Annotated in this window: 21 protein-coding genes; 18 read left to right on the top strand and 3 right to left on the bottom strand. The window is 36.0% G+C overall.

Annotated elements, in window-relative coordinates:
* The first annotated feature begins 744 nt into the window (after positions 1 to 744).
* The 15 genes from H4J66_RS16700 to H4J66_RS16630 all read left to right on the top strand — a co-directional run bounded on the left by H4J66_RS16700 (position 745) and on the right by H4J66_RS16630 (position 18,616).
* Positions 745 to 1,872 (top strand): polysaccharide export protein, encoded by a 1,128-nt coding sequence (locus H4J66_RS16700; protein ID WP_182176094.1) that lies wholly within the window; start codon positions 745 to 747, stop codon positions 1,870 to 1,872.
* 5 nt (positions 1,873 to 1,877) lie between these two features.
* The gene (locus H4J66_RS16695; protein ID WP_182176515.1) at positions 1,878 to 2,312 is read left to right on the top strand and encodes a low molecular weight protein-tyrosine-phosphatase; all 435 of its coding nucleotides are present in this window, start codon (positions 1,878 to 1,880) and stop codon (positions 2,310 to 2,312) included.
* 15 nt (positions 2,313 to 2,327) lie between these two features.
* A complete protein-coding gene (locus H4J66_RS16690) occupies positions 2,328 to 4,568 on the top strand; it encodes a polysaccharide biosynthesis tyrosine autokinase (RefSeq protein ID WP_182176093.1) in 2,241 nt (746 codons plus the stop codon).
* 226 nt (positions 4,569 to 4,794) lie between these two features.
* Positions 4,795 to 5,928 carry a non-hydrolyzing UDP-N-acetylglucosamine 2-epimerase gene (wecB, locus tag H4J66_RS16685; RefSeq protein ID WP_182176092.1) on the top strand — a complete coding sequence of 378 codons (1,134 nt, stop codon included), beginning with the start codon at positions 4,795 to 4,797 and terminating at the stop codon, positions 5,926 to 5,928.
* Between the two features lie 115 nt (positions 5,929 to 6,043).
* A complete protein-coding gene (gene wecC, locus H4J66_RS16680) occupies positions 6,044 to 7,321 on the top strand; it encodes a UDP-N-acetyl-D-mannosamine dehydrogenase (RefSeq protein ID WP_182176091.1) in 1,278 nt (425 codons plus the stop codon).
* Positions 7,318 to 8,505, top strand: coding sequence for a hypothetical protein (locus tag H4J66_RS16675; RefSeq protein ID WP_182176090.1), 1,188 nt, complete (start codon positions 7,318 to 7,320; stop codon positions 8,503 to 8,505). The genes wecC and H4J66_RS16675 overlap by 4 nt, the downstream gene beginning before the upstream one ends.
* Complete coding sequence (locus tag H4J66_RS16670; protein WP_182176089.1) at positions 8,496 to 8,912, top strand: serine O-acetyltransferase; 417 nt, start codon at positions 8,496 to 8,498, stop codon at positions 8,910 to 8,912. The genes H4J66_RS16675 and H4J66_RS16670 overlap by 10 nt, the downstream gene beginning before the upstream one ends.
* A complete protein-coding gene (locus H4J66_RS16665; protein ID WP_182176088.1) occupies positions 8,909 to 10,132 on the top strand; it encodes an oligosaccharide repeat unit polymerase in 1,224 nt (407 codons plus the stop codon). Before H4J66_RS16670 ends, H4J66_RS16665 begins: the two co-directional genes overlap by 4 nt.
* A gap of 121 nt (positions 10,133 to 10,253) precedes the next feature.
* The gene (locus tag H4J66_RS16660) at positions 10,254 to 10,673 is read left to right on the top strand and encodes a serine O-acetyltransferase (protein WP_182176087.1); all 420 of its coding nucleotides are present in this window, start codon (positions 10,254 to 10,256) and stop codon (positions 10,671 to 10,673) included.
* An 8-nt stretch (positions 10,674 to 10,681) separates the two neighbouring features.
* Complete coding sequence (locus H4J66_RS16655; protein WP_182176086.1) at positions 10,682 to 11,854, top strand: phenylacetate--CoA ligase family protein; 1,173 nt, start codon at positions 10,682 to 10,684, stop codon at positions 11,852 to 11,854.
* Positions 11,855 to 11,874: 20 nt separating this feature from the next.
* Positions 11,875 to 12,930, top strand: coding sequence for a glycosyltransferase family 4 protein (locus H4J66_RS16650; RefSeq protein WP_220463336.1), 1,056 nt, complete (start codon positions 11,875 to 11,877; stop codon positions 12,928 to 12,930).
* Positions 12,927 to 14,132, top strand: coding sequence for an aspartate-semialdehyde dehydrogenase (locus H4J66_RS16645; RefSeq protein WP_182176084.1), 1,206 nt, complete (start codon positions 12,927 to 12,929; stop codon positions 14,130 to 14,132). Before H4J66_RS16650 ends, H4J66_RS16645 begins: the two co-directional genes overlap by 4 nt.
* The gene (locus H4J66_RS16640; RefSeq protein ID WP_182176083.1) at positions 14,133 to 14,867 is read left to right on the top strand and encodes a WecB/TagA/CpsF family glycosyltransferase; all 735 of its coding nucleotides are present in this window, start codon (positions 14,133 to 14,135) and stop codon (positions 14,865 to 14,867) included.
* A gap of 91 nt (positions 14,868 to 14,958) precedes the next feature.
* The gene (locus H4J66_RS16635; RefSeq protein WP_182176082.1) at positions 14,959 to 16,359 is read left to right on the top strand and encodes an undecaprenyl-phosphate glucose phosphotransferase; all 1,401 of its coding nucleotides are present in this window, start codon (positions 14,959 to 14,961) and stop codon (positions 16,357 to 16,359) included.
* 82 nt (positions 16,360 to 16,441) lie between these two features.
* The gene (locus tag H4J66_RS16630; RefSeq protein WP_182176081.1) at positions 16,442 to 18,616 is read left to right on the top strand and encodes a YjbH domain-containing protein; all 2,175 of its coding nucleotides are present in this window, start codon (positions 16,442 to 16,444) and stop codon (positions 18,614 to 18,616) included.
* Positions 18,617 to 18,960: 344 nt separating this feature from the next.
* Here the strand turns inward: H4J66_RS16630 and H4J66_RS20510 are convergent, their stop codons facing one another.
* From H4J66_RS20510 to H4J66_RS20500, 3 genes are all read right to left on the bottom strand, one after another.
* The gene (locus H4J66_RS20510) at positions 18,961 to 19,275 is read right to left on the bottom strand and encodes a transposase (protein WP_259369163.1); all 315 of its coding nucleotides are present in this window, start codon (positions 19,273 to 19,275) and stop codon (positions 18,961 to 18,963) included.
* A 78-nt stretch (positions 19,276 to 19,353) separates the two neighbouring features.
* Complete coding sequence (locus H4J66_RS20505; protein ID WP_259369162.1) at positions 19,354 to 19,683, bottom strand: hypothetical protein; 330 nt, start codon at positions 19,681 to 19,683, stop codon at positions 19,354 to 19,356.
* Entirely contained in the window at positions 19,631 to 19,909 is a 279-nt protein-coding gene (locus H4J66_RS20500) for a hypothetical protein (RefSeq protein WP_259369161.1), read from the bottom strand. The genes H4J66_RS20505 and H4J66_RS20500 overlap by 53 nt, the downstream gene beginning before the upstream one ends.
* 382 nt (positions 19,910 to 20,291) lie before the next feature.
* Here H4J66_RS20500 and H4J66_RS20020 point away from each other — a divergent pair, with 382 nt between their 5' ends.
* From H4J66_RS20020 to H4J66_RS20010, 3 genes are read left to right on the top strand one after another with little or no spacing between them, the layout of a single operon-like run.
* Complete coding sequence (locus H4J66_RS20020; protein ID WP_259369160.1) at positions 20,292 to 20,477, top strand: IS66 family transposase; 186 nt, start codon at positions 20,292 to 20,294, stop codon at positions 20,475 to 20,477.
* A gap of 41 nt (positions 20,478 to 20,518) precedes the next feature.
* Positions 20,519 to 20,728 carry a transposase gene (locus H4J66_RS20015; RefSeq protein ID WP_220463335.1) on the top strand — a complete coding sequence of 70 codons (210 nt, stop codon included), beginning with the start codon at positions 20,519 to 20,521 and terminating at the stop codon, positions 20,726 to 20,728.
* Positions 20,719 to 21,207 (top strand): transposase, encoded by a 489-nt coding sequence (locus H4J66_RS20010; protein ID WP_220463334.1) that lies wholly within the window; start codon positions 20,719 to 20,721, stop codon positions 21,205 to 21,207. Before H4J66_RS20015 ends, H4J66_RS20010 begins: the two co-directional genes overlap by 10 nt.
* Positions 21,208 to 21,467: the final 260 nt, after the last annotated feature.

Genomic DNA, 21,467 nt, shown 5'->3' with positions numbered 1-21,467 from the left:
CCGTCAAACAGACAGAACCACCGTCACCTGACACCAGCACGATCAGCCAGCCACTAATACCGTCAGCCAAACCCACACCACCGTCATCCTGAACTCGTTTCAGGATCTGTACTTACTCAACAATCCCAGATACTGAAATAAATTCAGCATGACGACAAAAGGGCAAGGTAGCTATACGTATCTACACAGTCAGCCAGACAGAACCACCGTCAACAGACATCAACACTATCAGCCAGCCACCAATACCGTCATCCTGAACTCGTTTCAGGACCTGTATTTACTCAACAAAGCCCAGATACTGAAATAAATTCAGCATGACGAAAAAAGGGCAATACACCTAAACAAGATACTGTAATAAACTCAGCATGAAGCCATCAACATAACGACAAACAGACAACGTGCCCAAACCAGAAATTGACATAAATCCAGTACCATAAGGACAGAACTCTGTTACTCCCACACTTTCCTCTTTTCTGACTAGACAATAGTTAATAACTTGCGTATTATTCTGCGCAATACAGCTTTAACTATCTTGGCCTTATAAATTCACATATTGAGATGTATATATCGTCAAGAAGAAAGCATGCAATTATATTTGTCTGCTGACTATTCCGGCATTAAGATGGCCATAATAATAAAGAGAGAACTGTACGCATTGTTAAGATGTTTTTACAATAAACATCAAAAATTTCAAAACAACACGGCAGTTGACTCACTTAGCGAAGGATTGAATAGACTTACACAATGTTAAAATACTCTAAAAAACTAGTTGTCTCATTATCATTATTGGTCTTGAGTGGTTGTAGTATGATCCCTGGTAGTCATATTGAAGGCGTTGATATAGAGCTTGAAAGGTCAACACTTGAGCAAGACTTATCCAATGTAAACATATCAATTATTGACTCTGCACTTATCTCGCAATTAAAAGATAGTCAGCAAGCGTACACTCAAGCTAAAAAATACACTCCTATTCTTACCGATGATTATGATTATGTACTCGGTATTGGTGATGTGCTATCTATTGGTGTTTGGGACCATCCTGAATTAACTATTCCTGCAGCAGTGCAACGTACTGCTGAATTTGACGGTTTTAGAATTCAAGCTGATGGCACTATTACCTACGCCTATGCTGCCAATGTACCTGCTGCCGGTAAAACCATCAGAGAGTTACATGCGGTACTAGTTAAAAAGCTTAGTCAGGTCATCGAAAAACCACAATTAGATTTAAAAGTAGTTGGTTTTAAAAGCCAGAGAGCCTACGTAACCGGAGAAGTAAAAAATCCCAGTATCTTACCCATAAGTGAAATACCTCTAACCTTAATTGACGCATTAAATCAAGCGGGCGGTTTAAGTCAAAGAGCTGACTGGCGTACTGTTAATTTTACTCGAGATAATAAAACTGAAATTATTAGGATAGATGATTTTTATACAAGAGGCGATATCTCTCAAAATCGTTTACTAAAACATGGAGACATCATTCATGTTAACCGAACAGATAATCAAAAAGTATTTGTATTAGGAGACGTCGCTAAAGCGGGAAGTATCGAAATAAACCGCTACGGTTTAAGCCTTGCAGAGGCCTTAAGCGATGTCGGTGGCTTAAATGAAAAAACAGCAAATGCTAATGGTGTTTTCGTTTTACGTAAACGCCAAGACAACGAAGATGGTGTTATCGCTGATGTTTATCAATTATATGCTCAAAATGTAGTGGCATTCGTGTTAGCAGACCAGTTCAAGTTGGAACCTCGTGATATTGTATATGTAACTACTGCACCTATTGCACGTTGGAATCGTTTAATAAGTCAGCTTGTTCCTACAGTAGAGGCCCTTGAGAGTATTTCAACCATTAAGAATCAAGGTACTATCTTTTAATGGCTATGTTTAACTCTATTTTAGTGGTTTGTGCGGGTAATATTTGCCGCAGCCCAACCGCCGAGTATATCTTGAAAGATAAACTCAATGGCAAGTTAATTAAAGTTGCTTCGGCAGGACTCACCGCTTTAGTCGACAAACCAGCAGAGGCAACGGCACTGGAAATTGCCCGTCAAAATGGTGTTGATTTAACCCCACATCTTGGGCAGCAACTATCGTCAAAATTAATTGCTCAACACAGTTTGATTTTGGTGATGGAAGAACGACATCTTATGGATTTACATTCTCAATACCCAGAAGCACGAGGTAAAGCTTTTCTTCTCGGAAAGTGGATTGGTGATAAAGAAATTCCCGATCCATATCGCAAGAGTCAAGAAGCCTTCGAACATGTGTATCAGTTAATTGAACAGGCCTGTGTCGCCTGGACTAAATATTTATAAAGGACACTCTGTAGTATGAGTATGCAACCAAAAATTCAAACCAACGCAAACCAAGAAACCAAAGGTAATGAAATCGACTTACTGGCTTTATTTGGTAATTTATTAGATCGAAAATGGTTTATCGCAACCGTAACGGCAATGTTTTCGGTGGTTGGTGTAGCCATTGCTGTGCTTTCACCCTCAGTCTATCAAGCAACGGCAATGATCCAAGTTGAAGAGAGCAGTCCGTCTGTGCCTGGGCTTGATGATATGGCTAGTATGTTTGAAGGAACTTCTGAAGCCATAACTGAAATTGAATTACTAAAATCACGTACAGTATTGGGTCAGGCAACCGACACTTTAAAACTAGACACGATTATAGAACCTAAATTCCTCCCATTAATTGGTGGTTATTTTTATCGTAAGTTTACGCCCAAAAGCGTGAATGAATTAGCTGAACCAATGTTTGGTGCCAGTAGTTATGCCTGGGGTGGTGAAAAACTTGATCTATTTAGCTTTGAAGTGCCTTCATCTCTGATTGGTCAAGAGTTTGAGCTAGTAGCAGGTAAACAACAAAGCTTTATGTTATTTACTGAGGATGGCGAACAGGTTATTTCAGGAAAAGTCGGCGCGGAAATAAGTAATAGTCTTTACAAAATAACTGTACGTACACTGAATGCGCGCCCAGGAACACGATTTACTTTAACCAAAAACCACCGTTTAAGTACAATATTAAAGTTACAAAGAGCAATCGGCGCATCAGAAAAAGGCAAAAAATCAGGTATTATTAATCTAAGTTACCAACATCAAGATCCGGGTCATGCTGAAGTGGTGTTAAATTATATCGCCGACTTTTACGTGCGCCAAAATGTTGAGAGAAACTCTGTTGAAGCAAAAAAGTCACTCGATTTTTTAAGAATTCAACTACCTCAGATAAAAAAAGACCTCGAACAAGCTGAAACACGTTTTAATGATTTTCAAAAGGCCCAAGAATCAGTCAATATTACCCTAGAAACTCAAGGGGTACTTGAACAAATTGTTGAGCTTGAATCAACATTACAAGAGTTAGAGTTGAAAAGATTACAAGTCTCACTTAAATTCAAACGACAACATCCTAATTATCAAGCGATACTCAGTCAAATTAAATCAATTAACGATCAAAAAAGTAAGCTCAGTTCAAAGGTTAAGGCTTTGCCTGAGACTCAACAAGCTTTGTTGAGCTTGATGCGTGACGTTGAAGTGGGTAACGAAATTTACATGTTGCTATTGGCTAAAACCCAAGAGTTAGACATTGTGCGTGCAGGCACTGTTGGTAACGTGCGTCTAGTAGACCGTGCGGAAGTAGATCGCACTGAACCAGTCAAGCCTAAAAAAGCATTAATGGCGATTGTTGCAACCTTATTGGGTGGGTTTCTTGCCATAGTTATTGTATTAATTCAAAAAGCACTAAATAAAGGTGTTGAAGACCCTACTGAGATTGAAGCTATAGGTCTTCCTGTTTATGCGAGTGTGCCGTTTTCAACGAATCAAGATCAGCTTACAGGCTTAACTAAAGGCTCAAGTAGAAGTAAAAAGAACAAAGTTCTTAAAAACAAAAATGTACTCGCAATAGAAAACCCTGCAGATCTATCAATAGAAGCATTACGCAGTTTACGAACCAGTTTACATTTTGCCATGATGGAAGCTAAGAATAATGTTATCGCTATTTCTGGACCTTCACCAGGTGTAGGTAAGTCTTTTATTTCAGCAAATTTAGGCGCTATACTTGCTCAAAGTGGTCAAAAGGTTTTAGTAGTAGATGCAGATATGCGCAAGGGCTATTTACAAAAACAATTTGGCTTACCGTGGGAAAATGGTTTATCTGATTATTTATCAGGGCAACAAACACTTGAACAAGTTACAAAGTCTACGAATGTTGAAGGTTTAAGCATAATTACTCGTGGTCAAGTACCGCCAAATCCTTCAGAATTACTTATGCATGAAAATTTCAGTAACTTAATTACAGAAATAAAAGCCATATACGACATCATTATTATTGATACCCCTCCTATTCTAGCGGTAACTGACCCTGCCATTGTCGGCGGACACGCAGGTACCATGTTACTGATCACACGTTATGGTCAAAACGGTATTAAAGAAATAGATTACGCACGTCAACGGTTTGAACAGAACGGAATTGATGTTAAAGGTGTCGTATTTAATGGCGTAGTTAAAAAAGCAAGTAATGCCTACGGGTATTACGGTCACTACAACTACGAATATAAATCAAATAAATAACCAAATAATTAACGGTAAATAGTATAGCTTGGAATATATGAGACTTTCAGTTAATGCAACATTAACTATTCTGAGAGTTATCCTAAATTTAGATCTGTACTTATTTTATTTAGATCTGTACTTATTTTATTTAGATTCTTATTCAAAGTGTGACTCAATAAGAATCTAAATAAAGAACATAAAATACTTTGGTCTAGTACTGAAGCTTCAATAAATAAGTTTAATAATGAAAAATAAAGTAAAAGTTTTATCTGTATTTGGTACACGCCCTGAAGCGATTAAAATGGCACCCCTCGTACATGCACTTGCAAGTGACAATCGTTTCGATGCCAAAGTATGTGTTACTGCGCAGCATCGAGAAATGTTAGACCAAGTATTAGACTTGTTTAAAATTACACCTGATTACGATTTGAACCTCATGAAAGCAGGGCAAACCTTACCCGAAGTTACAAGTCGTATAATACTTGAATTAACGCCAGTGTTAAAAGAATTCAAACCCGATGTGGTTTTAGTACATGGCGACACTGCTACTACTTTTGCCGCGACGCTCGCAGCATATTACGAACAAATTGCTGTTGGACATGTTGAAGCGGGCCTGAGAACGGGCGATATATATTCTCCTTGGCCTGAAGAGGGCAATCGTAAATTAACAGGCGCTTTAACTAAGTATCATTTTGCCCCAACAGCAACATCGCAACAAAATTTGTTAAATGAAAATTACGACGCAAGTAGTATTCATGTGACAGGAAATACGGTTATAGACGCTTTACTCCACGTAAAACAACAAATTGAAAATGACCATGACTTAAGTGATACCTTAGCTTCACAATTTCCAATGCTTGATAAAAGTAAAAAACTAATATTAGTAACGGGTCATCGCCGTGAAAGTTTTGGTGGTGGTTTTGAGCGTATTTGTGAAGCGCTCGCCATAACAGCTAAAGCTCACCCTGATTGTCAAATTCTATACCCAGTTCATTTGAACCCTAACGTTCAAGAGCCAGTAAAGCGTATTTTAAAAGATGTAGACAATGTGTATTTAATTGAACCACAGCAATATTTACCTTTTGTCTACCTTATGAATCAATCGCATATTATCTTAACAGACTCGGGTGGAATTCAAGAAGAAGCGCCAAGTTTGGGTAAGCCGGTATTAGTTATGCGTAATACCACCGAACGTCCAGAGGCAGTTGCTTCAGGAACAGTTAAATTAGTGGGTACCGATGTCGAGAAGATCACCGCAGAATTGAACATATTACTCACTGATAGTGCAGCATACGATAAAATGAGCTTTGCCCATAACCCTTATGGCGATGGTAATGCATGTCAAAGGGTTTGCGATATTTTAGCTCAAGGCAAATAATCCATCTAAGAAGAATACGAGTAATATTATTAATTATAATATTTTAAATAGAACACCGTAATAAATAACTCATTACACATAAATGGTAAAATATAATTACCTGAAGGGAAATCAAGTGTCGTTCAATACAATATCAGTCATAGGTTTAGGTTACATAGGCTTACCTACAGCAGCTATGTTCGCATCACGTAAAATTAAAGTTATCGGTGTTGATGTAAATCAGCATGCAGTTGATACCATTAACCGTGGACAAATACACATAGTAGAGCCTGATTTAGATATGTTAGTTCACGCAGCGGTAACAGAGGGCTTTTTAAAAGCGGTAACAACCCCTGAGCCAGCGGATGCTTTTTTAATTGCTGTACCAACACCATTTAAAGCTTCTAAATCTAAAGAAAGCGGCACTGAAATACCTGAACCTGATTTAACATACATAAAATCTGCCGCTAAGGCGATAGCCGTTGTGTTAAAGAAAGGTGACTTAGTCATCCTTGAATCTACTTCTCCTGTAGGCGCTACAGAGCAGATGGCTGAGTGGCTTGCTGAAGCAAGGAGTGACTTGAGCTTTCCACAACAAGCAGGGGAAACGGCAGATGTTAATGTTGCTCATTGCCCTGAACGAGTTCTTCCTGGTCATGTTGTTCGTGAGTTAGTGGATAACGATCGTGTAATTGGTGGAATGACTGCGAAGTGTTCAGAACGCGCAATTGAGCTATACAAAGCGTTTGTTAAGGGTGAGTGTGTTACCACCAACGCACGTACCGCTGAAATGGCAAAACTTACCGAAAACTCTTGCCGTGATGTACAAATTGCCTTTGCAAATGAATTATCAATTATTTGTGACAAACTAGATATTGATGTTTGGGAGCTTATCTCTTTAGCAAATCGCCACCCACGTATTAATATTTTACAACCTGGACCGGGTGTTGGCGGACATTGTATCGCTGTAGATCCTTGGTTTATTGTTTCAAAAACACCCGAGCAAGCCCAGCTTATCCATACTGCTCGTAAAGTAAATGATGCAAAACCTGAATGGGTAATCAATAAAGTCAAATTGGCTATTGCAGATTTTTTACAAGCGAATCCAAATAAAACCGTAAAAGAAGTTACTGTTGCTTGTTATGGCTTAGCATTTAAGCCAAATATTGATGATTTGCGTGAAAGCCCCGCACTTGAAATAACGAAACATATTGCTAATTTTCATGCCGGAACTGTAATCGCAGTTGAACCAAATATTAATCAATTACCTTATCAATTAGAAAATATTGAACTCCTTTCTTTAGATGGTGCTATTAATTCTGCTGATGTACATGTTTTGCTCGTAGACCATACAGAGTTTAAATCACTATCTGTAACTGCCGATTATATAGTTGACACTAAAGGGATATGGTGAAAGCTTTAATAAATTTTGAAAAATTGAATGTTGTTATTGCTACAGGCATGCCTGGGGCCTATAAAGTTATTGTATTTTTATTAATTGAAATACTCTTGGGGGCAATTGTGCTAGGGCAAACAGCTTCACTTTTCTCAATGGCCCAAATACTAGCTTTCTTTACTGCAATAGGTTGGTCTTCGCTTATTTTAGTTCGGTTACCCAAATTGAACGTTAGAAAGGCGTTGGTAGAAGAGTTCAATTCTTTATTTTCAATGGGGATGATTGTTTATTGTGGACTACTACCGGTTATATTATTAGTGGGTTACTATTTTTTTTCCTTAGAGATGACTGTTGAATTTATAGCACTTAGTATAGCTTGGTCGCTCTACCAATTCCCTCGTCATTATCTGTTGTCCTTGAAGGATTACTTTAAATTAATTGTATTAGATTTACTTATTCTCGTATTTACATTGGCGTTAATTTTGGGCACCCAAAATCCTATTTTATCAATTTCAATACCATTTATTATAAGCTCATTAGTTGCTATATACTTAATTAATCGATTTAGTGGTGCTTGTATTCGCCTAAAACTACCTGAGAGGAAAGGTATTGAATTTGGTTTTAATAACTTTTTAAGTGGTGGTTTAGTGTTAAGCATAATTCCAACAGCCCAGTACTTAGTTGATGCTGAGTTTGCAGGGTTAATATCGCTTTTTATTGCGGTAACTGCAGTGTCATTATTAATACCTAGAGCTATTTCTTTAAGTCAACTACCTCAATTAGCTAAACTTGGTCATGACAGATTGGCGTTATTAAAAATGTCCCAAGGAATGCATTGTCAAATTTCTTTGTTTAATTGGATCACCTTAGGGCTAAATATATTAATAGCTTTTATTTTGTCGCTTTATTTAACTGGAAAAATTTATCCAATCGAAATCGTTTCAATGTGCTTGATCCTTACAGCAACTTTTTTTGGAAATAAAACATTAGTATATTTCAATTTACTAATGGTTAACGAGAGTAGCCATAAATTGTTAGTAATTACAATTAAGATTGCAGTGATATACTTCTGTGGTTTAGTTTCGATTGTACTTGTTGGCAGTCAATTTTCATTTTTAGCTCTAACAATAATATTTTTATTTTGTAATATATATCGCTTTACTTTGGCTAAGAAAATGGTGGGAGAATTACTATGTCAGTAACTAATTTATACCGAATTGGGAATTGGTTACATCGTCATCATGTACCATTTGCGGCAACCTTTTTTAAGGCTTTAATCAGACTTTTTTTTAACTGTGCTGTTGATCCTAGTACACAAATAGGTAAGGGTACATTTTTTGCTTATGGGGGAATCGCTGTGGTTGTGCATAAAAATGCAATAATCGGTGAGAATGTCACTATATCGCAATCTGTAACTATAGGGGGGCGTTCAAATCAAAACGGCGTCCCTGTCATAGGTGATGATGTTTACATTGGTGCAGGTGCTATTGTGATAGGGAAAATAACTATTGGCAACAATGCTGTTATTGGAGCAGGGGCTGTGGTAATTAAGGATGTTGAAATTGGTGAAGTATGTGCTGGTGTCCCTGCGAGATCGATTAGTAAATGAAAATAAATGGTTATAGCCTTATTTCACCAATTTCGATTTTAATCATTACCTTTTTGATAATGTTATTGTCTACGCTGGATAATCCGATGAATTGGACATCAAAATATGACTGGAGTGGAAATTTTAATTATACCATCTTTATCTGTTATATATTTTTCATAATTTTAGGTGTTTTTTGTGGGAATATCTTTAACAGAAACCTGTATAATAGTAATAGTGAAATATCTTTCGATTTAAAAGAAAATACAGTTTTATTTATGTTCTTTGTTGCCTGTGTGTTTCAGTTTGCAAAGTTTGTAAACATCGGTGACATACCTTTGTTGGGTGATCCATCGAGCAGATATAACTTAACATTAGGTGGCTTTGAAGATTATCCTTCTAGATTGTTAGCCCCTTTATCTGCTGTTATTTTTTTGTTGTATTTAAAAAACAAGAAAAATATCTATTTAGCGTTTGTTCTCGTAGGTTTTACTGCAAATCTAATGTTGTTGCAGCGACAAGAGATTTTAAATTTAGTTTTAAGTTGTTTAATTATATCTTTTTTTGCAAAAAAAGTAAGTTTACCAAAAGTTTTTTTACTAGGTGTTTTTACTTTTATTTCTCTGTATGTATTGATAGGTGTCGGCGCTATATTGAGGTTCGGCGCTGATAACTTACTTTCAAATGTTAATTTATTCTTGTTACCTTTATATGTACTTCATGCCGATTTGACAACTGCTATTATATTTGGACAAAGTGTTGCGGAGACATTAGGCGATAAAATGTTGAATGGTGGTTATGCGTTTGGTTCATATATTTCTATCTTTATACCTGGTTATACAGACCATGGAGCGGAGTTAATTAGAAAAGAGTTTACCAATAGTACTACTGCCCAATCATTAGGCATACCATTTGCTTACTTTGTTGATTTTGGGTATAGCTCTTTGGTTGTATTAGCCTTTGCAAAAGGATTTGTACTTCAATATTTCTATAACAAGTCCCGGTTTGATAAAAAACTGTCAAGTATTTTATTCTACATAATCATATATCTAAATGCATTGTGGGCTTTAAGGGGAGGGACAATAATTATAACTCCAATATGTTTATATTTAGGGCTATGTATTATTTTTGCAAAGCAAAGACAATATATAAAAAATACAATTATGTTTAGCGATCTTATTAAGATAATGTTTGTTTTTAGTCTGATTATATCAACTACAGCTTTACTGATTAGAATTTAAGCCCTAATTTACTAATTTATATATAAATATTACAAATTGTGCGTTAGATGATTTTTCAAAAAAAAATCCCTACAGTGTACTTTATTATCTTTTTGGACTGTTAGATTGCAGGAATAGCGACATGATTCATAGAATAGCGTGTTTTTTAGTTAACCTTTGTTTTCTCAAAGGCCTATCCTCCCGATTATTACGTTGTTTAGGTTGTGATATTCCTAAAAGTGTGCAGCGGGGAAGTGGGGTCAGGTTACCTCATGGTGGACTTGGTGTTGTTTTACATCCATCAACAATTATTGGCGATAATGTATCAATATACCAACAAGTTACAATTGGTAGATCTGATATTTGGAATTGCTTACCCAGTGAGAATTTCAAAGGCGTTGTTATTAAAGATGGCGCTATTTTATGTGCTGGAGCCAAAATAGTAACGGCTACGTCATTAGTTGTAGGTAATGGTACTATTGTAGGAGCTAACTCTGTATTAACCCAGAGTACAGGTGATAACGAAGTTTGGGCTGGTATACCTGCCGTTAAAATTAAATAGGGTGATTTGTGATAAAAGATTTTTTGTGGTTTGTAATAAAAGATAATATCGTTATAAATTTTGTTTATATTAAAATTTTTCCGTTTTTTTTTACAAAGAAAAATATAACTAACAGTTCCATAAAAACGGTTTTTACAACTAAAGAAGAACTTAAACAAAGAAGTCAACCGAAGGGGTTATATTTGAAAGGCTTTACCAGTGGAACTACTAACAGCCCTTTAACAGTGTACAGGTCGTTTGTTTCGATATTACTGGAAGAGTATATTTTTAAAACGTACACACATAAAAATGGCGTACCACTTTCTTCAAATATTGCGGTGATTCGGGGGGATATGATTAAGGATGTGAATGATCTTACTTCTCCTTATTGGATTGTTAAACCATTCACACGACGTTTGGTCATGTCATCATTTCATTTATCTCCGGAGTCTATTCCTTTCTACTTAGATAAATTACAAGAATTTAAGCCTGATATGATCATGGCTTATCCAAGCTCTATTACACTAATAGCACGCGAAGCAATTAAGATTGGATGGTCGTTAGATTGGGATTTTAAGGGGGTTTTTACTAGTAGCGAAACTTTCTCTCCTGAGGATAAAAAATTAGTAGAACAAGTTTTTGGTCATGTGTTTGATCATTATGGACAAGCCGAAAGAGTGGCAGTACTGCAGTCTTGTTCACTAGGTAATTATCATGTCAGGGTTGATTATTCTAAAGTTGAATTTGAAAAAGATGAGGATGGTTTAAAGATAGTTGGAACAAATTATTATAATAGTGCAATGCCAATTGAGCGCTATGATACTGGTGATTATGTAAAAGGCTATGAGTCGTCGAAAGTATGTGAATGTGGAAATAACTCACCGTATGTGACGCAAATAATTGGCCGTGATGATGATTACATACTGTTGACAGATGGCCGAAAAGTTGGCCGCTTAGATGTTGCATTTAAAGATATAGAAGGATTGTTTGCGTGCCAAATTGAACAAACTAGTTACCAAAAAATACTGGTTAAATATGTTTGTGAAGAAGGAATTAACTCACACATTGTATCTGAAAGTATTTTACTGAATTTACAATTAAGACTGGGATCAACAATTCACATAGAGTGTCACTCTGTTTTATCCATACCGCGTACTAAGGCGGGAAAGTTTAAATCTGTTATAAGAGCAAATGGATTATAATGCGGAAAAAGTTAAATATAATGTTAGGTACAGCACCTGATGGAAATGGCGGTATTGCAACCGTAGTTAATGGCCTTATCAAGGACGGTTTCTTTAGGGACAATAGAGTTACATATCTATCAACGCATGTTAGTTATAAATCAAAACTAGGAGCGTTTATAAAGTTTTCTGGTGTTTGTATTAATTTTTTATATCTGAATGTTATTTGTAATGTACAGGTTGTACATATTCACATGGCTTCGCGTGGGAGCTATGCTAGAAAATCGGTGATAATTCGACTTGCTAGTTTATTTCGAAATAAGATCATTATTCATTTACATGGTGCTGAATTTAAAGAATTTTACTCTGATGAATGCTCCTATTCGAAGCAGAAAAACATACGGAATTCATTCAATCTTTCAGATAAGATTATTGTGCTTTCTACTCAATGGCGTGATTGGGTCAGAACAATAGTTGAAGAAAAATATAAAGTTTGTGTTGTTTATAACGCTGTACCTGAAGTCGTATTACCTTGCAAAAAATTACAGCAAGAAAATATTCTCTTTTTAGGGAGATTAGGGCAACGTAAAGGAGTAGAAGATCTCATTAATGCCTTTGCAAAAGTCGCCAGTAAATTTCCCAATTCTCAATTGCAACTTGGCGGTGATGGTGATTTAACGAAATACCAAACACAAGTATCTTCCTTAGGCTTAGTGAACCAAGTAACTTTTCTTGGTTGGGTTTCAGGAGAAACAAAAAATCAATGTTTAGCTGATGCTACCATTTATTGTTTACCAAGTTATAACGAAGGTTTTCCTATGGGGATATTGGAAGCAATGTCTGCTGGTGTCGCTGTGGTAGCGTCAAAGGCGGGTGGAATTCCGGATGCAATAACCGATCAAATTGACGGGCTGTTAATTGATGCCGGTGATGTTGACTCCCTAGCAGAGGCCTTAATAACAATGTTAGAAGACTCAGATAAGAGATGTAAACTTTCAGCTTCAGCAAAAGAAAAGTACCAGCTAAATTTTTGCCCTGAGGTGATCGTTCCACAATTGGAAGCTATTTATCAAGAATTATTGAGTAAGCCGAAATGAGTCGTTCTTTAAAAAAAATTACTGAAAAAATTTTGAGCAGTGCACAAAAGAATGATTTTGCAGGACAAGATCCATTTGACGGTTTAAATAGTCGATTTTTTTCTTGGTTTCCAAAACTAAAAAAGGGACTCGTTGGGCTTGTTTGGACTCAAGTAAATAAACGTTCTATTATCAATTTAAGGTCAAGTTTGGGTATACCAATGGGTCGGAATCCTAAAGGTATTGGTCTGTTTATTTTGGGGTTGTTAGAAGATTATCAACGTACAAAAGACACTGGATATTTAAATGAAGCAGTTTCATTAGCTGATTGGTTGCTTGCTGAGCAAAGCGATAAAAGTCAATGGAAGCATGCTTGCTGGGGCTATCACTTCGACTGGAATGCTCGTGCTTTCTTTGTGCCAAAAGGTAAGCCAAATATTATTACTACAATATATGTAGCTCAAGCCCTATATGCTTTAAGTCAAGTTACGAGAAATGAAAAATATCGTGAACCTGCTTTAGATGCTGCGCACTTTATTGTGAATACTTTGCATTGCCAGCATGACGGGCGTGAATTTTTTGCTTATATTCCAGGAGAAACAGCTTTTGTACACAACGCCAGTTTATGGGGGGCGGCATGGGTCGGCTTCGTGGCTAACATAACTGATAATGAAAAATACAAAGAAATAGCTTTAACCGTTGCTCATCAATCTATTAAAGAACAAGGTAGTGATGGTTCATGGGTTTATGGTTCTCGGCATCACCATCAATTTATTGATGGTTTTCACACAGGTTATAATCTTGAAGCGCTTGATGTTCTTCGTAAAGCATTGCAGACAAAAGAGTTTGATTCTGCAATTGATAAAGGACTAGCTTTTTACAAGTTGCATTTATTTGACGACGATGGCACTGCAAAATATTACAGTAATAATAAATACCCTCTTGATATGCATTGTGTATCACAGGCAATTTTTACGTTGCTGCGTGTTGGAGGAACATCAGAGTGTTTACTGCTGGTTGATAAAATAATTAATAAATCTATTACAAGCATGTATCTTCCTGCAAGCGGAAATTTTGTTTACCAGAAACAGAAGCACTTCACCAATAAAATAAACTACATACGCTGGACTCAGTCATGGGTTTATTATTCTTTTGCATATTACAATAATTTTACAGCTAAACAGGTTAAACTAGCTGAATTTGAACGAAGTAAGGCTAATTAAGTGAAACGCATTAAATTTTTAGGTGCACCAATGGACTCGGGCACCATGGTTGATACCGTAAAGTACATCGAGACTAAACTAATTAGTAAGGTGTTTTTGCAACATGTAGTGGTGAATGTTGCTAAATTAGTTCATATGCAGAACGATACAGTATTGCGTGAGTCGGTTAAAGCTTGTGATTTGATAAATATTGATGGGATGGGGGTTGTTTTAGGTGCACGATTCTGTGGTCACTATATTCCTGAACGTGTCGCAGGAGTAGATCTATTTCATAATTTACTAGAAATGAGTGCAAAGCGTGATTTCCCTGTGTTTTTATTAGGTGCTGATCAAGAGATTGTTGAGAAAACAGCTAAAAATGTAGAGGCTCTTTATCCTAATTTAAAAATTGCTGGGATTCATCATGGTTACTTTTGGGATGATGAGGAAGCCGTGGTGAATAAAATACGCGAATCTGGTGCAAAATTATTATTTGTTGCAATTACATCTCCTAAAAAGGAGAATTTTATCAATAAATGGCAAGATAAGTTAGGTGTTGATTTTGTAATGGGAGTTGGAGGAACATTTGATGTTGTTGCAGGCAAAGTTAAGCGAGCGCCGGTCTGGATGCAAAATTATGGTCTAGAATGGCTGTACCGTGTTATTCAAGAACCAGGACGTATGTGGAAGAGGTACTTAATTACTAATTCTAAATTCGCCTATTTACTGTTCAAAGAGAAACTTAACTTCAAGTAAGTAGTGAACGACAAAGTTTTACCGCTTACAAATAAATTTAACTGATAAGATTTTATTTACACCAACCAAAATTGTCAACCTAGAGAAAATAATGAAACATAATGTACAAGGGATTTTACAAAGTAATCAAACTGTTGTTTCATTAATACAGCGAGTGTTTGATATGTTCTTCATCATAATTAGTTTATATTTTGTGATGAATTATTTTAAATTAGACTGGAGCTTACAACAAAGCGCAATGGCTGCCATAGCCGTAACATTATTCAACTTTTCGAGTGGCTTTGGTGATTTATACATCTCATGGCGAGGTCTCTCACCTTTTAAAGAAATGAAAAAAGTTACAGTGCATTTGTTCATTTCAGCAGGTATTATTTTTATATGTGCGACTTTTCTAACACCACAGTATCCAATAGATACACCACTAATGCTAATGTGGTTTGTTACGACTTTACTATTACTAATTACTTATCGTATCGTATTAAGGCTACTCTTATCGACTTTGCGTAGTAACGGATTTAATACTCGTTCTTTTGTTATTGCTGGTGCAGGACAGCTTGGTCAAAAGTTGGTTAGTAAAGTCACATCAAATCAGGCTTTAGGTTTGGTTTTTAAAGGTTATTATGATGATAGCAACCGAGTTGGAAAAAGTGACGCCGTATCAATAGATGGTGACTTGGAGCAATTGGTTAAGGATTGTAAAAATGGGTTAACTGACCGAGTTTATATTACATTACCTATGCGCGCTGAAAAACGAATAAAATGGCTAATGAAAGAACTCGCAGATTCTACTGCTTCGGTTTATTTAGTCCCAGATGTTTTTATGTTTGAACTTTTACATGCCAGAAGTGATGTTGTTGCCGGTATTCCTACTATTAGTATTTACGATTCCCCCCTAGATGGTAGTAATAAGATAATTAAGCGAGTCGAAGATGTTGTATTATCAAGTATAATTTTACTTTTAATCACACCTGTACTTATTTGTATTAGTATTGCTGTGAAATTGTCCTCGCCTGGTCCTATTCTTTTTAAACAAAATCGCTATGGAGTAGACGGAACAGCAATAAAAGTATGGAAATTTCGTTCTATGACTGTAATGGAAGATGGTAAAAAAGTTACTCAGGCTAAAAAGAATGATATTCGTTTAACCTCAATTGGGAGGTTTATTCGTTCAACCTCATTAGATGAGTTACCGCAATTTTTTAATGTGCTACAAGGGCGAATGTCGATAGTGGGCCCTCGTCCTCATGCAGTAACGCATAATGAGGAATATAGAACAATTATAAACGGTTATATGCTTAGGCATAAGGTTAAACCTGGAATTACTGGTTGGGCACAAGTTAATGGCTGGCGTGGTGAAACAGATACTTTAGAAAAAATGGAGAAACGTGTCGAGTTTGATCTTGATTACATCCAAAATTGGTCGCTTATTTTTGATATTAAAATAATTGTAGCAACTATATTTAAAGGTTTCATTGATAAGAATGCGTATTAGATAAAATGTCATTAAAGATTGTGACGATGGCTTATGTTTACCTATGAGTGTTATGCACAAGGTAATTAAGGACTTTATAATAATGAAAAAAGTTTTACTCTGTTTTGTGATAACAATTGCATGCTTAGATACTTATGCTGATGACCTTGTTGAAAACAACAAAGTAACAAATACATTTTCTATGCAGGCTTTTACTGGAGTATTTAATACTCCTAACTCCAGTGTTATTAATTATGGTAATTTTGACTTTAGTTATAGCGATAATTACTACAATCAAGGTAATGTTGAAAATGCAAAAAATGGTTTTGAGATTGCAACTGATTTAAAGTTCGGTTTAGGTTTATTACCTGGGCTTGAGGTTGTTGGTCGTTTAGCTACACAAAAGTGGACTTGTAATTCATATACTGAACAGTATTGTCGTTTTACCTTTCGTGATCTATCAGGCTCGTTCAAATATCAAATACCTTTTGTTCCTAAAAGCTGGTTTGATTTAGCTATAGGTGGACAAGATGTTGGTGGTTCTATAGTTTTATCAGAAGCTTATTATGGTGTTGCTTCAAAAAACATAAGTTTAAATGATTTAGGCAACATTAGAATTAGTCTTGGTTATTCGAGTTCTGACAATGCGCTTAACTTTATGAATGGAGGTTTTGGCTCTATTGAATATCAACCCTTTGAGTTAATGCAAGTTGCCGCTGAATATGATGCTAACGCAGTGAACGTTGGCGTTAAACTCTTTGTACCTAAAGAATGGTTACCAACAGGTTGGAGAGTTTCGGCCGGCGCCCAGCTTTATTCTAGCGAGAGTGAGCACAACGAAAAGAGTAATTGGTTTAGTTTTGATCTAAGTATTCCCTTAGGTACAACCACGCCTAGCCCAAGTTCACAAACCGTTGCTAATAATGCAACGAAACTCGTAAGTATGCATACGAATCAAAGACAAAAGAGAAACCCTTCCTCAGCCATAGCCCCTGAATTGGTTATTAGCGAAAACTTGTTAACAGAATCTTCTGAACAAGAATTGAGCCGTAAAAGTTATGCCGAAGCTACTGAAATTAACTATAATAAAGTTAACCTTCAGAGCATCGAAAATTTTGCGAAATATGTAACTGATTATGGGTTTGAATCGGTAAGTATTGGCTTAAATCAATATGATAATGGTTTGATTGTTGAGTTTGAAAATAATTTATACAACCGTAATGAAGATGACGCCATTAATGTTATGGCGCGTTTAATAAGTCAGAAATTACCGGTTAATACCGAACTTAACTTGCTAAATTATGGTTTAGTGGTAAAAACCGTAAATATAGAACCCACAAAAAACGCAGTACTCGATATACAACCAAAGGAAAAGGATGGTTCAGAAAATTATTTATTGGATTTATTATCCAGAAATAATAAATGGTTAGTTAACAATGCCTCTAGCGCTTATTTTACACCGAGAATAACCCTAGCACCTGCTATATCATCATTAGTAGGTACCGAATATGGCGCTTTTGATTATCAAGTTGTTGCGAGCATAAACCCTCAAATATCTATTTGGCCTGGTGCAGTAGTTGATATACGTTACATGAGTAAAACATTATTGCACTCAGATGATTTTGAAGGTGAGCAATATATTAATAGGCAGTTTAGTATAATTAAAGGTATTGACCGACGTTTAATACATCAAACATTTTCTTTACCATTAAATATATTTACACAGTTTTCGTTTGGTCGAATATATGGCAATGCGGATGGTTTACTTAATGAAACACGTTATGTAACTGATAATGGTAATCATCGTTTTGGCCTTCTAATAGGTGACTTTGAGGATAAGCAGATTGGAAACCGTGCACAAGTAATTCACCAACCTAAGTTAGTTAAGTATCGTTTTCGTTACAGACCTCTTAATTGGGACCTAGAAGTAACTGCAGGGGAATATTGGAAAGGTGATAAAGGGTTTACGTTAAAGTCATCACATTGGTTTGGTAACGCACAAATTAACGTACAATACAATCGAACTAAGTTTGATGAAATAGATGGTGGTGAAGAAGAAGACTTTTTCGCTATTGGTTTTTCTATTCCACTAAATTTTGGAAAGTCGATGAACCCAAGATATGGCTTCCAAATAAAAGGCATTGAACAATGGAATTACAGTGTAAAAACCTCTTTGACGGATAAAAATACGGGGAATACTATTAAAACAGGGTTTGCCACAGAGCCAGCGCTTTACCATAACCTTAATCAAGCATACTTTAACCGTGATAGGTTTTAGTATGGTATAGGCTGTTGAATGCGCAGGATTTATTAGGGGTTCATAAATATGCCTAGTTATTTATATTTGAATAAACTAGGCATTAAAATAATAAGATGAGCGGCATAAATAAGAAAAATCAACACTTTGTAAAATTTAGCATAACATAAATTAATATTACTTGGCACCAAATGATAAAGTAAATGGTATTGTTAGGAATAGTTGACCTCATATTTCATTTAATTGTTAGTAAGCGTATAGTTAACGGTATCTGCTGTTAGCGCTTGATCTCTGGTATGTTATTTACACACTTAATTAGGAGATAAACATAGGAATTACCAGTAGCCAAGAACAATGGCAAACCCTCATTGATGATCAACAAAATCCTTTAGCTGATTTATCGCAAAGGTGAAATTGATTTTATATTCATAAACTCTATTGTTTTTAAGCTTCTTTATTTTTCTTTTTGCATCATGGATCGCAGAAGCTGCAAGGTTTTTAGTTAATAGCTTCGCGTGTAGGTCTTGTAAAACACCTTCAACAGAAACACTAGAGTAATTTTCAATATTGAGGCTACTTTTCAATACTTTGTAATCTTCTTCAACACCCCAGCGCTGGAAATATAAATCAGCAAAAAGAGCTGTAGGATAAGTTTGTAGATCTGTTAATGATGATACCAAAAATTCTGGCTCACCTGGTAGGTCAACTCGCACTAATCTTAAACGTAGTGATCCAGTCGATATTTTATCTTTTCTACATCATTGAGGAGACTTCTCGATACAAGGAAAATCAATGATATTACTATATTTCCCACTTGCTAAAAAGGCGTTAACAACATTAGAGCTTTTAACAATACACATGCAGAAATCAACATTTTTTAACTTATGATATTTATAAAACCAAACGGCAGGATAACCTCTGTCATAAACGACTAAGTCAGCGGTTTGGGTCTTATTTAAATGCTTTAGCGCCATTTCACGCTCTCCTGTTGAATGGCTTTCTATCTGTAAATCTAGGGTCATATTATTCTTAACATCATAAAGTTGAGAAAGACGAACATGAGGCATAGCAGCATGTGAACGAGCCATTAACCGCTAACAGTCTATGGCCTTGCCATTTATCAATGGTTGCAATGTCATAGAACGTTTGAACTAGATCATCGTTTAACTCAATAAATGCTTGATGGGAGAGTTTCATTCTGGCTTTACAAAAAGCAGCGGTGCTGACTGATTTTGTTGAAAAGTAGTTATCATCGATAACATTGAAAAACCGAACGAGTTCGGCTTGAATTGAACCATTAAGCGCATTCAACATAAAACTCATTAAACGAGTAAAAGTTGGCGTACGATTTCGAGTGAAATCTGTAGGTTTTTTACGGTGATTTTCTAAAAATTCAGGTGAATGAATTTTATTGGTTGGTTTTTGTACTATTTGAATTAAATACTGAACAGCGCATTGGTGATTTCCCTCTATTTTTAATTCATAGATAAGTTATCAACTAGGTAACTTATTGTAAATGAATAAATTAAGCTTAAGTTAATGACATTGATGTGAGCATAATGGCATTGAAAGTGTAGTAAAGACCGCCTTAATGCCAGCAACTCCTATACCAAAAAGTATTGCGACGCCCAGCTAACTCAGCCAAATTATTTCGTATAAATACCATTTTGGCTTACCGTTATACCGCCAAGAAACGATGTTTAGTGATATTGGCATTTTATTAATTTATCAAACGATGTCGAGCTGGATGCTGCGCAGTGCTCAATTACTTGAACCGTTTTATATGTGCTTGAAAGAGTGTTTACTGGAAGAGGCTGCCATCTACCGCGATGAAACGGCCTTAAAAGTTATCAAAGCAGAAAAAGCGACCAGTTATATGTAGGTATATTGCTGCGGCAGTGATAGTCCAAGCGAAAAAAAATATTGTTTATACAATTATCACTAAAGTCGCGTGCACAATGTGCGATTGACTTTCTTGATGGCTACCAAGGTTGCTTGCATGTTGATGGGTATAAAGCTTATGGACTAACAGAGGCTAAACTAGTTGCCTGTCTTTTGCATATTCGTTGTGAGTTTGCTGATGCAAAAAAGATACAAGCCAAAAAAGTACAGGAAAAGTCGATGTGGTCTTGAACTTAATCGCTAAGCTTTATGGTATTGAACAACGTATCAAAAAAAAGCCAATAGAAAAGTTCAACACCCTGCAATCAAACGCTAAGCCAGTCGTAAAAGAACTCTATCACTGGCTAATAAAACACAAATATAATATCCTACCCAAAAGTAAACTTGGGGATGCAATAAATTACAGCCTAAATCTGTTTGATAAATTCCAGTGTTACCTTGAAGTTGGCAGGTTATCTATTGATAATAATCGAGCCGAACGCGCAGTAAAGTCATTTGTTATTGGGCACAAGGCATGGCTGTTTTCAAATACCTGCAATGGTGCTCATGCGAGTGCTGTTCTCTATAGTCTTGTTGAAACCGATAAGGTCAATGGCTTAGTGGTACATGATTATATCTCAAAATGCTTGCAGCAAACTTCCATAATCTTAACCGTAGGCGAGGAAAACCTCAGTTTACCTGCATCAACCCGTACACCAACAGAAATCTAAAACGGAAGAAGAAGGCAGAAAATACCAAATAAGATTAGACAATGGGGTAAAAAAGATAAACAGTTTCTTATTAATAATGACTGCCCTGAAATTTAGAAACTAGTGGAAAAGTTATTTAATTACAAGAGCTAAAGATAAACAGCACAGTTAACTATTACTTTGAATACGTTATCCTATATTACCTACATTAATTCAGGTAATTAGGTTTAATTGTGCATATGAGCTGAGTTTAGAAACTCAAAAGCATTAATAAATAAAAA

Origin of the sequence: Colwellia sp. MB3u-55 (assembly GCF_014076785.1) — a bacterium.
Classification (GTDB): Bacteria; Pseudomonadota; Gammaproteobacteria; order Enterobacterales; family Alteromonadaceae; genus Colwellia_A.
Note: the sequence above shows the minus strand (reverse complement) of the source record. Positions and strands in the feature narration are given on the sequence as shown.

Excerpts from the sequence above, each read along its gene's own strand:
- H4J66_RS16700 (WP_182176094.1), top strand. The coding sequence starts at position 745 with ATGTTAAAATACTCTAAAAAACTAGTTGTCTCATTATCATTATTGGTC.
- H4J66_RS16695 (WP_182176515.1), top strand. The coding sequence starts at position 1,878 with ATGTTTAACTCTATTTTAGTGGTTTGTGCGGGTAATATTTGCCGCAGC.
- H4J66_RS16690 (WP_182176093.1), top strand. The coding sequence starts at position 2,328 with ATGAGTATGCAACCAAAAATTCAAACCAACGCAAACCAAGAAACCAAA.
- wecB (WP_182176092.1), top strand. The coding sequence starts at position 4,795 with ATGAAAAATAAAGTAAAAGTTTTATCTGTATTTGGTACACGCCCTGAA.
- H4J66_RS16670 (WP_182176089.1), top strand. The coding sequence starts at position 8,496 with ATGTCAGTAACTAATTTATACCGAATTGGGAATTGGTTACATCGTCAT.
- H4J66_RS16665 (WP_182176088.1), top strand. The coding sequence starts at position 8,909 with ATGAAAATAAATGGTTATAGCCTTATTTCACCAATTTCGATTTTAATC.
- H4J66_RS16660 (WP_182176087.1), top strand. The coding sequence starts at position 10,254 with ATGATTCATAGAATAGCGTGTTTTTTAGTTAACCTTTGTTTTCTCAAA.
- H4J66_RS16650 (WP_220463336.1), top strand. The coding sequence starts at position 11,875 with ATGTTAGGTACAGCACCTGATGGAAATGGCGGTATTGCAACCGTAGTT.
- H4J66_RS16645 (WP_182176084.1), top strand. The coding sequence starts at position 12,927 with ATGAGTCGTTCTTTAAAAAAAATTACTGAAAAAATTTTGAGCAGTGCA.
- H4J66_RS16635 (WP_182176082.1), top strand. The coding sequence starts at position 14,959 with ATGAAACATAATGTACAAGGGATTTTACAAAGTAATCAAACTGTTGTT.
- H4J66_RS16630 (WP_182176081.1), top strand. The coding sequence starts at position 16,442 with ATGAAAAAAGTTTTACTCTGTTTTGTGATAACAATTGCATGCTTAGAT.
- H4J66_RS20505 (WP_259369162.1), bottom strand. The coding sequence starts at position 19,683 with ATGGCTCGTTCACATGCTGCTATGCCTCATGTTCGTCTTTCTCAACTT.
- H4J66_RS20500 (WP_259369161.1), bottom strand. The coding sequence starts at position 19,909 with ATGTTGAATGCGCTTAATGGTTCAATTCAAGCCGAACTCGTTCGGTTT.
- H4J66_RS20020 (WP_259369160.1), top strand. The coding sequence starts at position 20,292 with ATGTTTAGTGATATTGGCATTTTATTAATTTATCAAACGATGTCGAGC.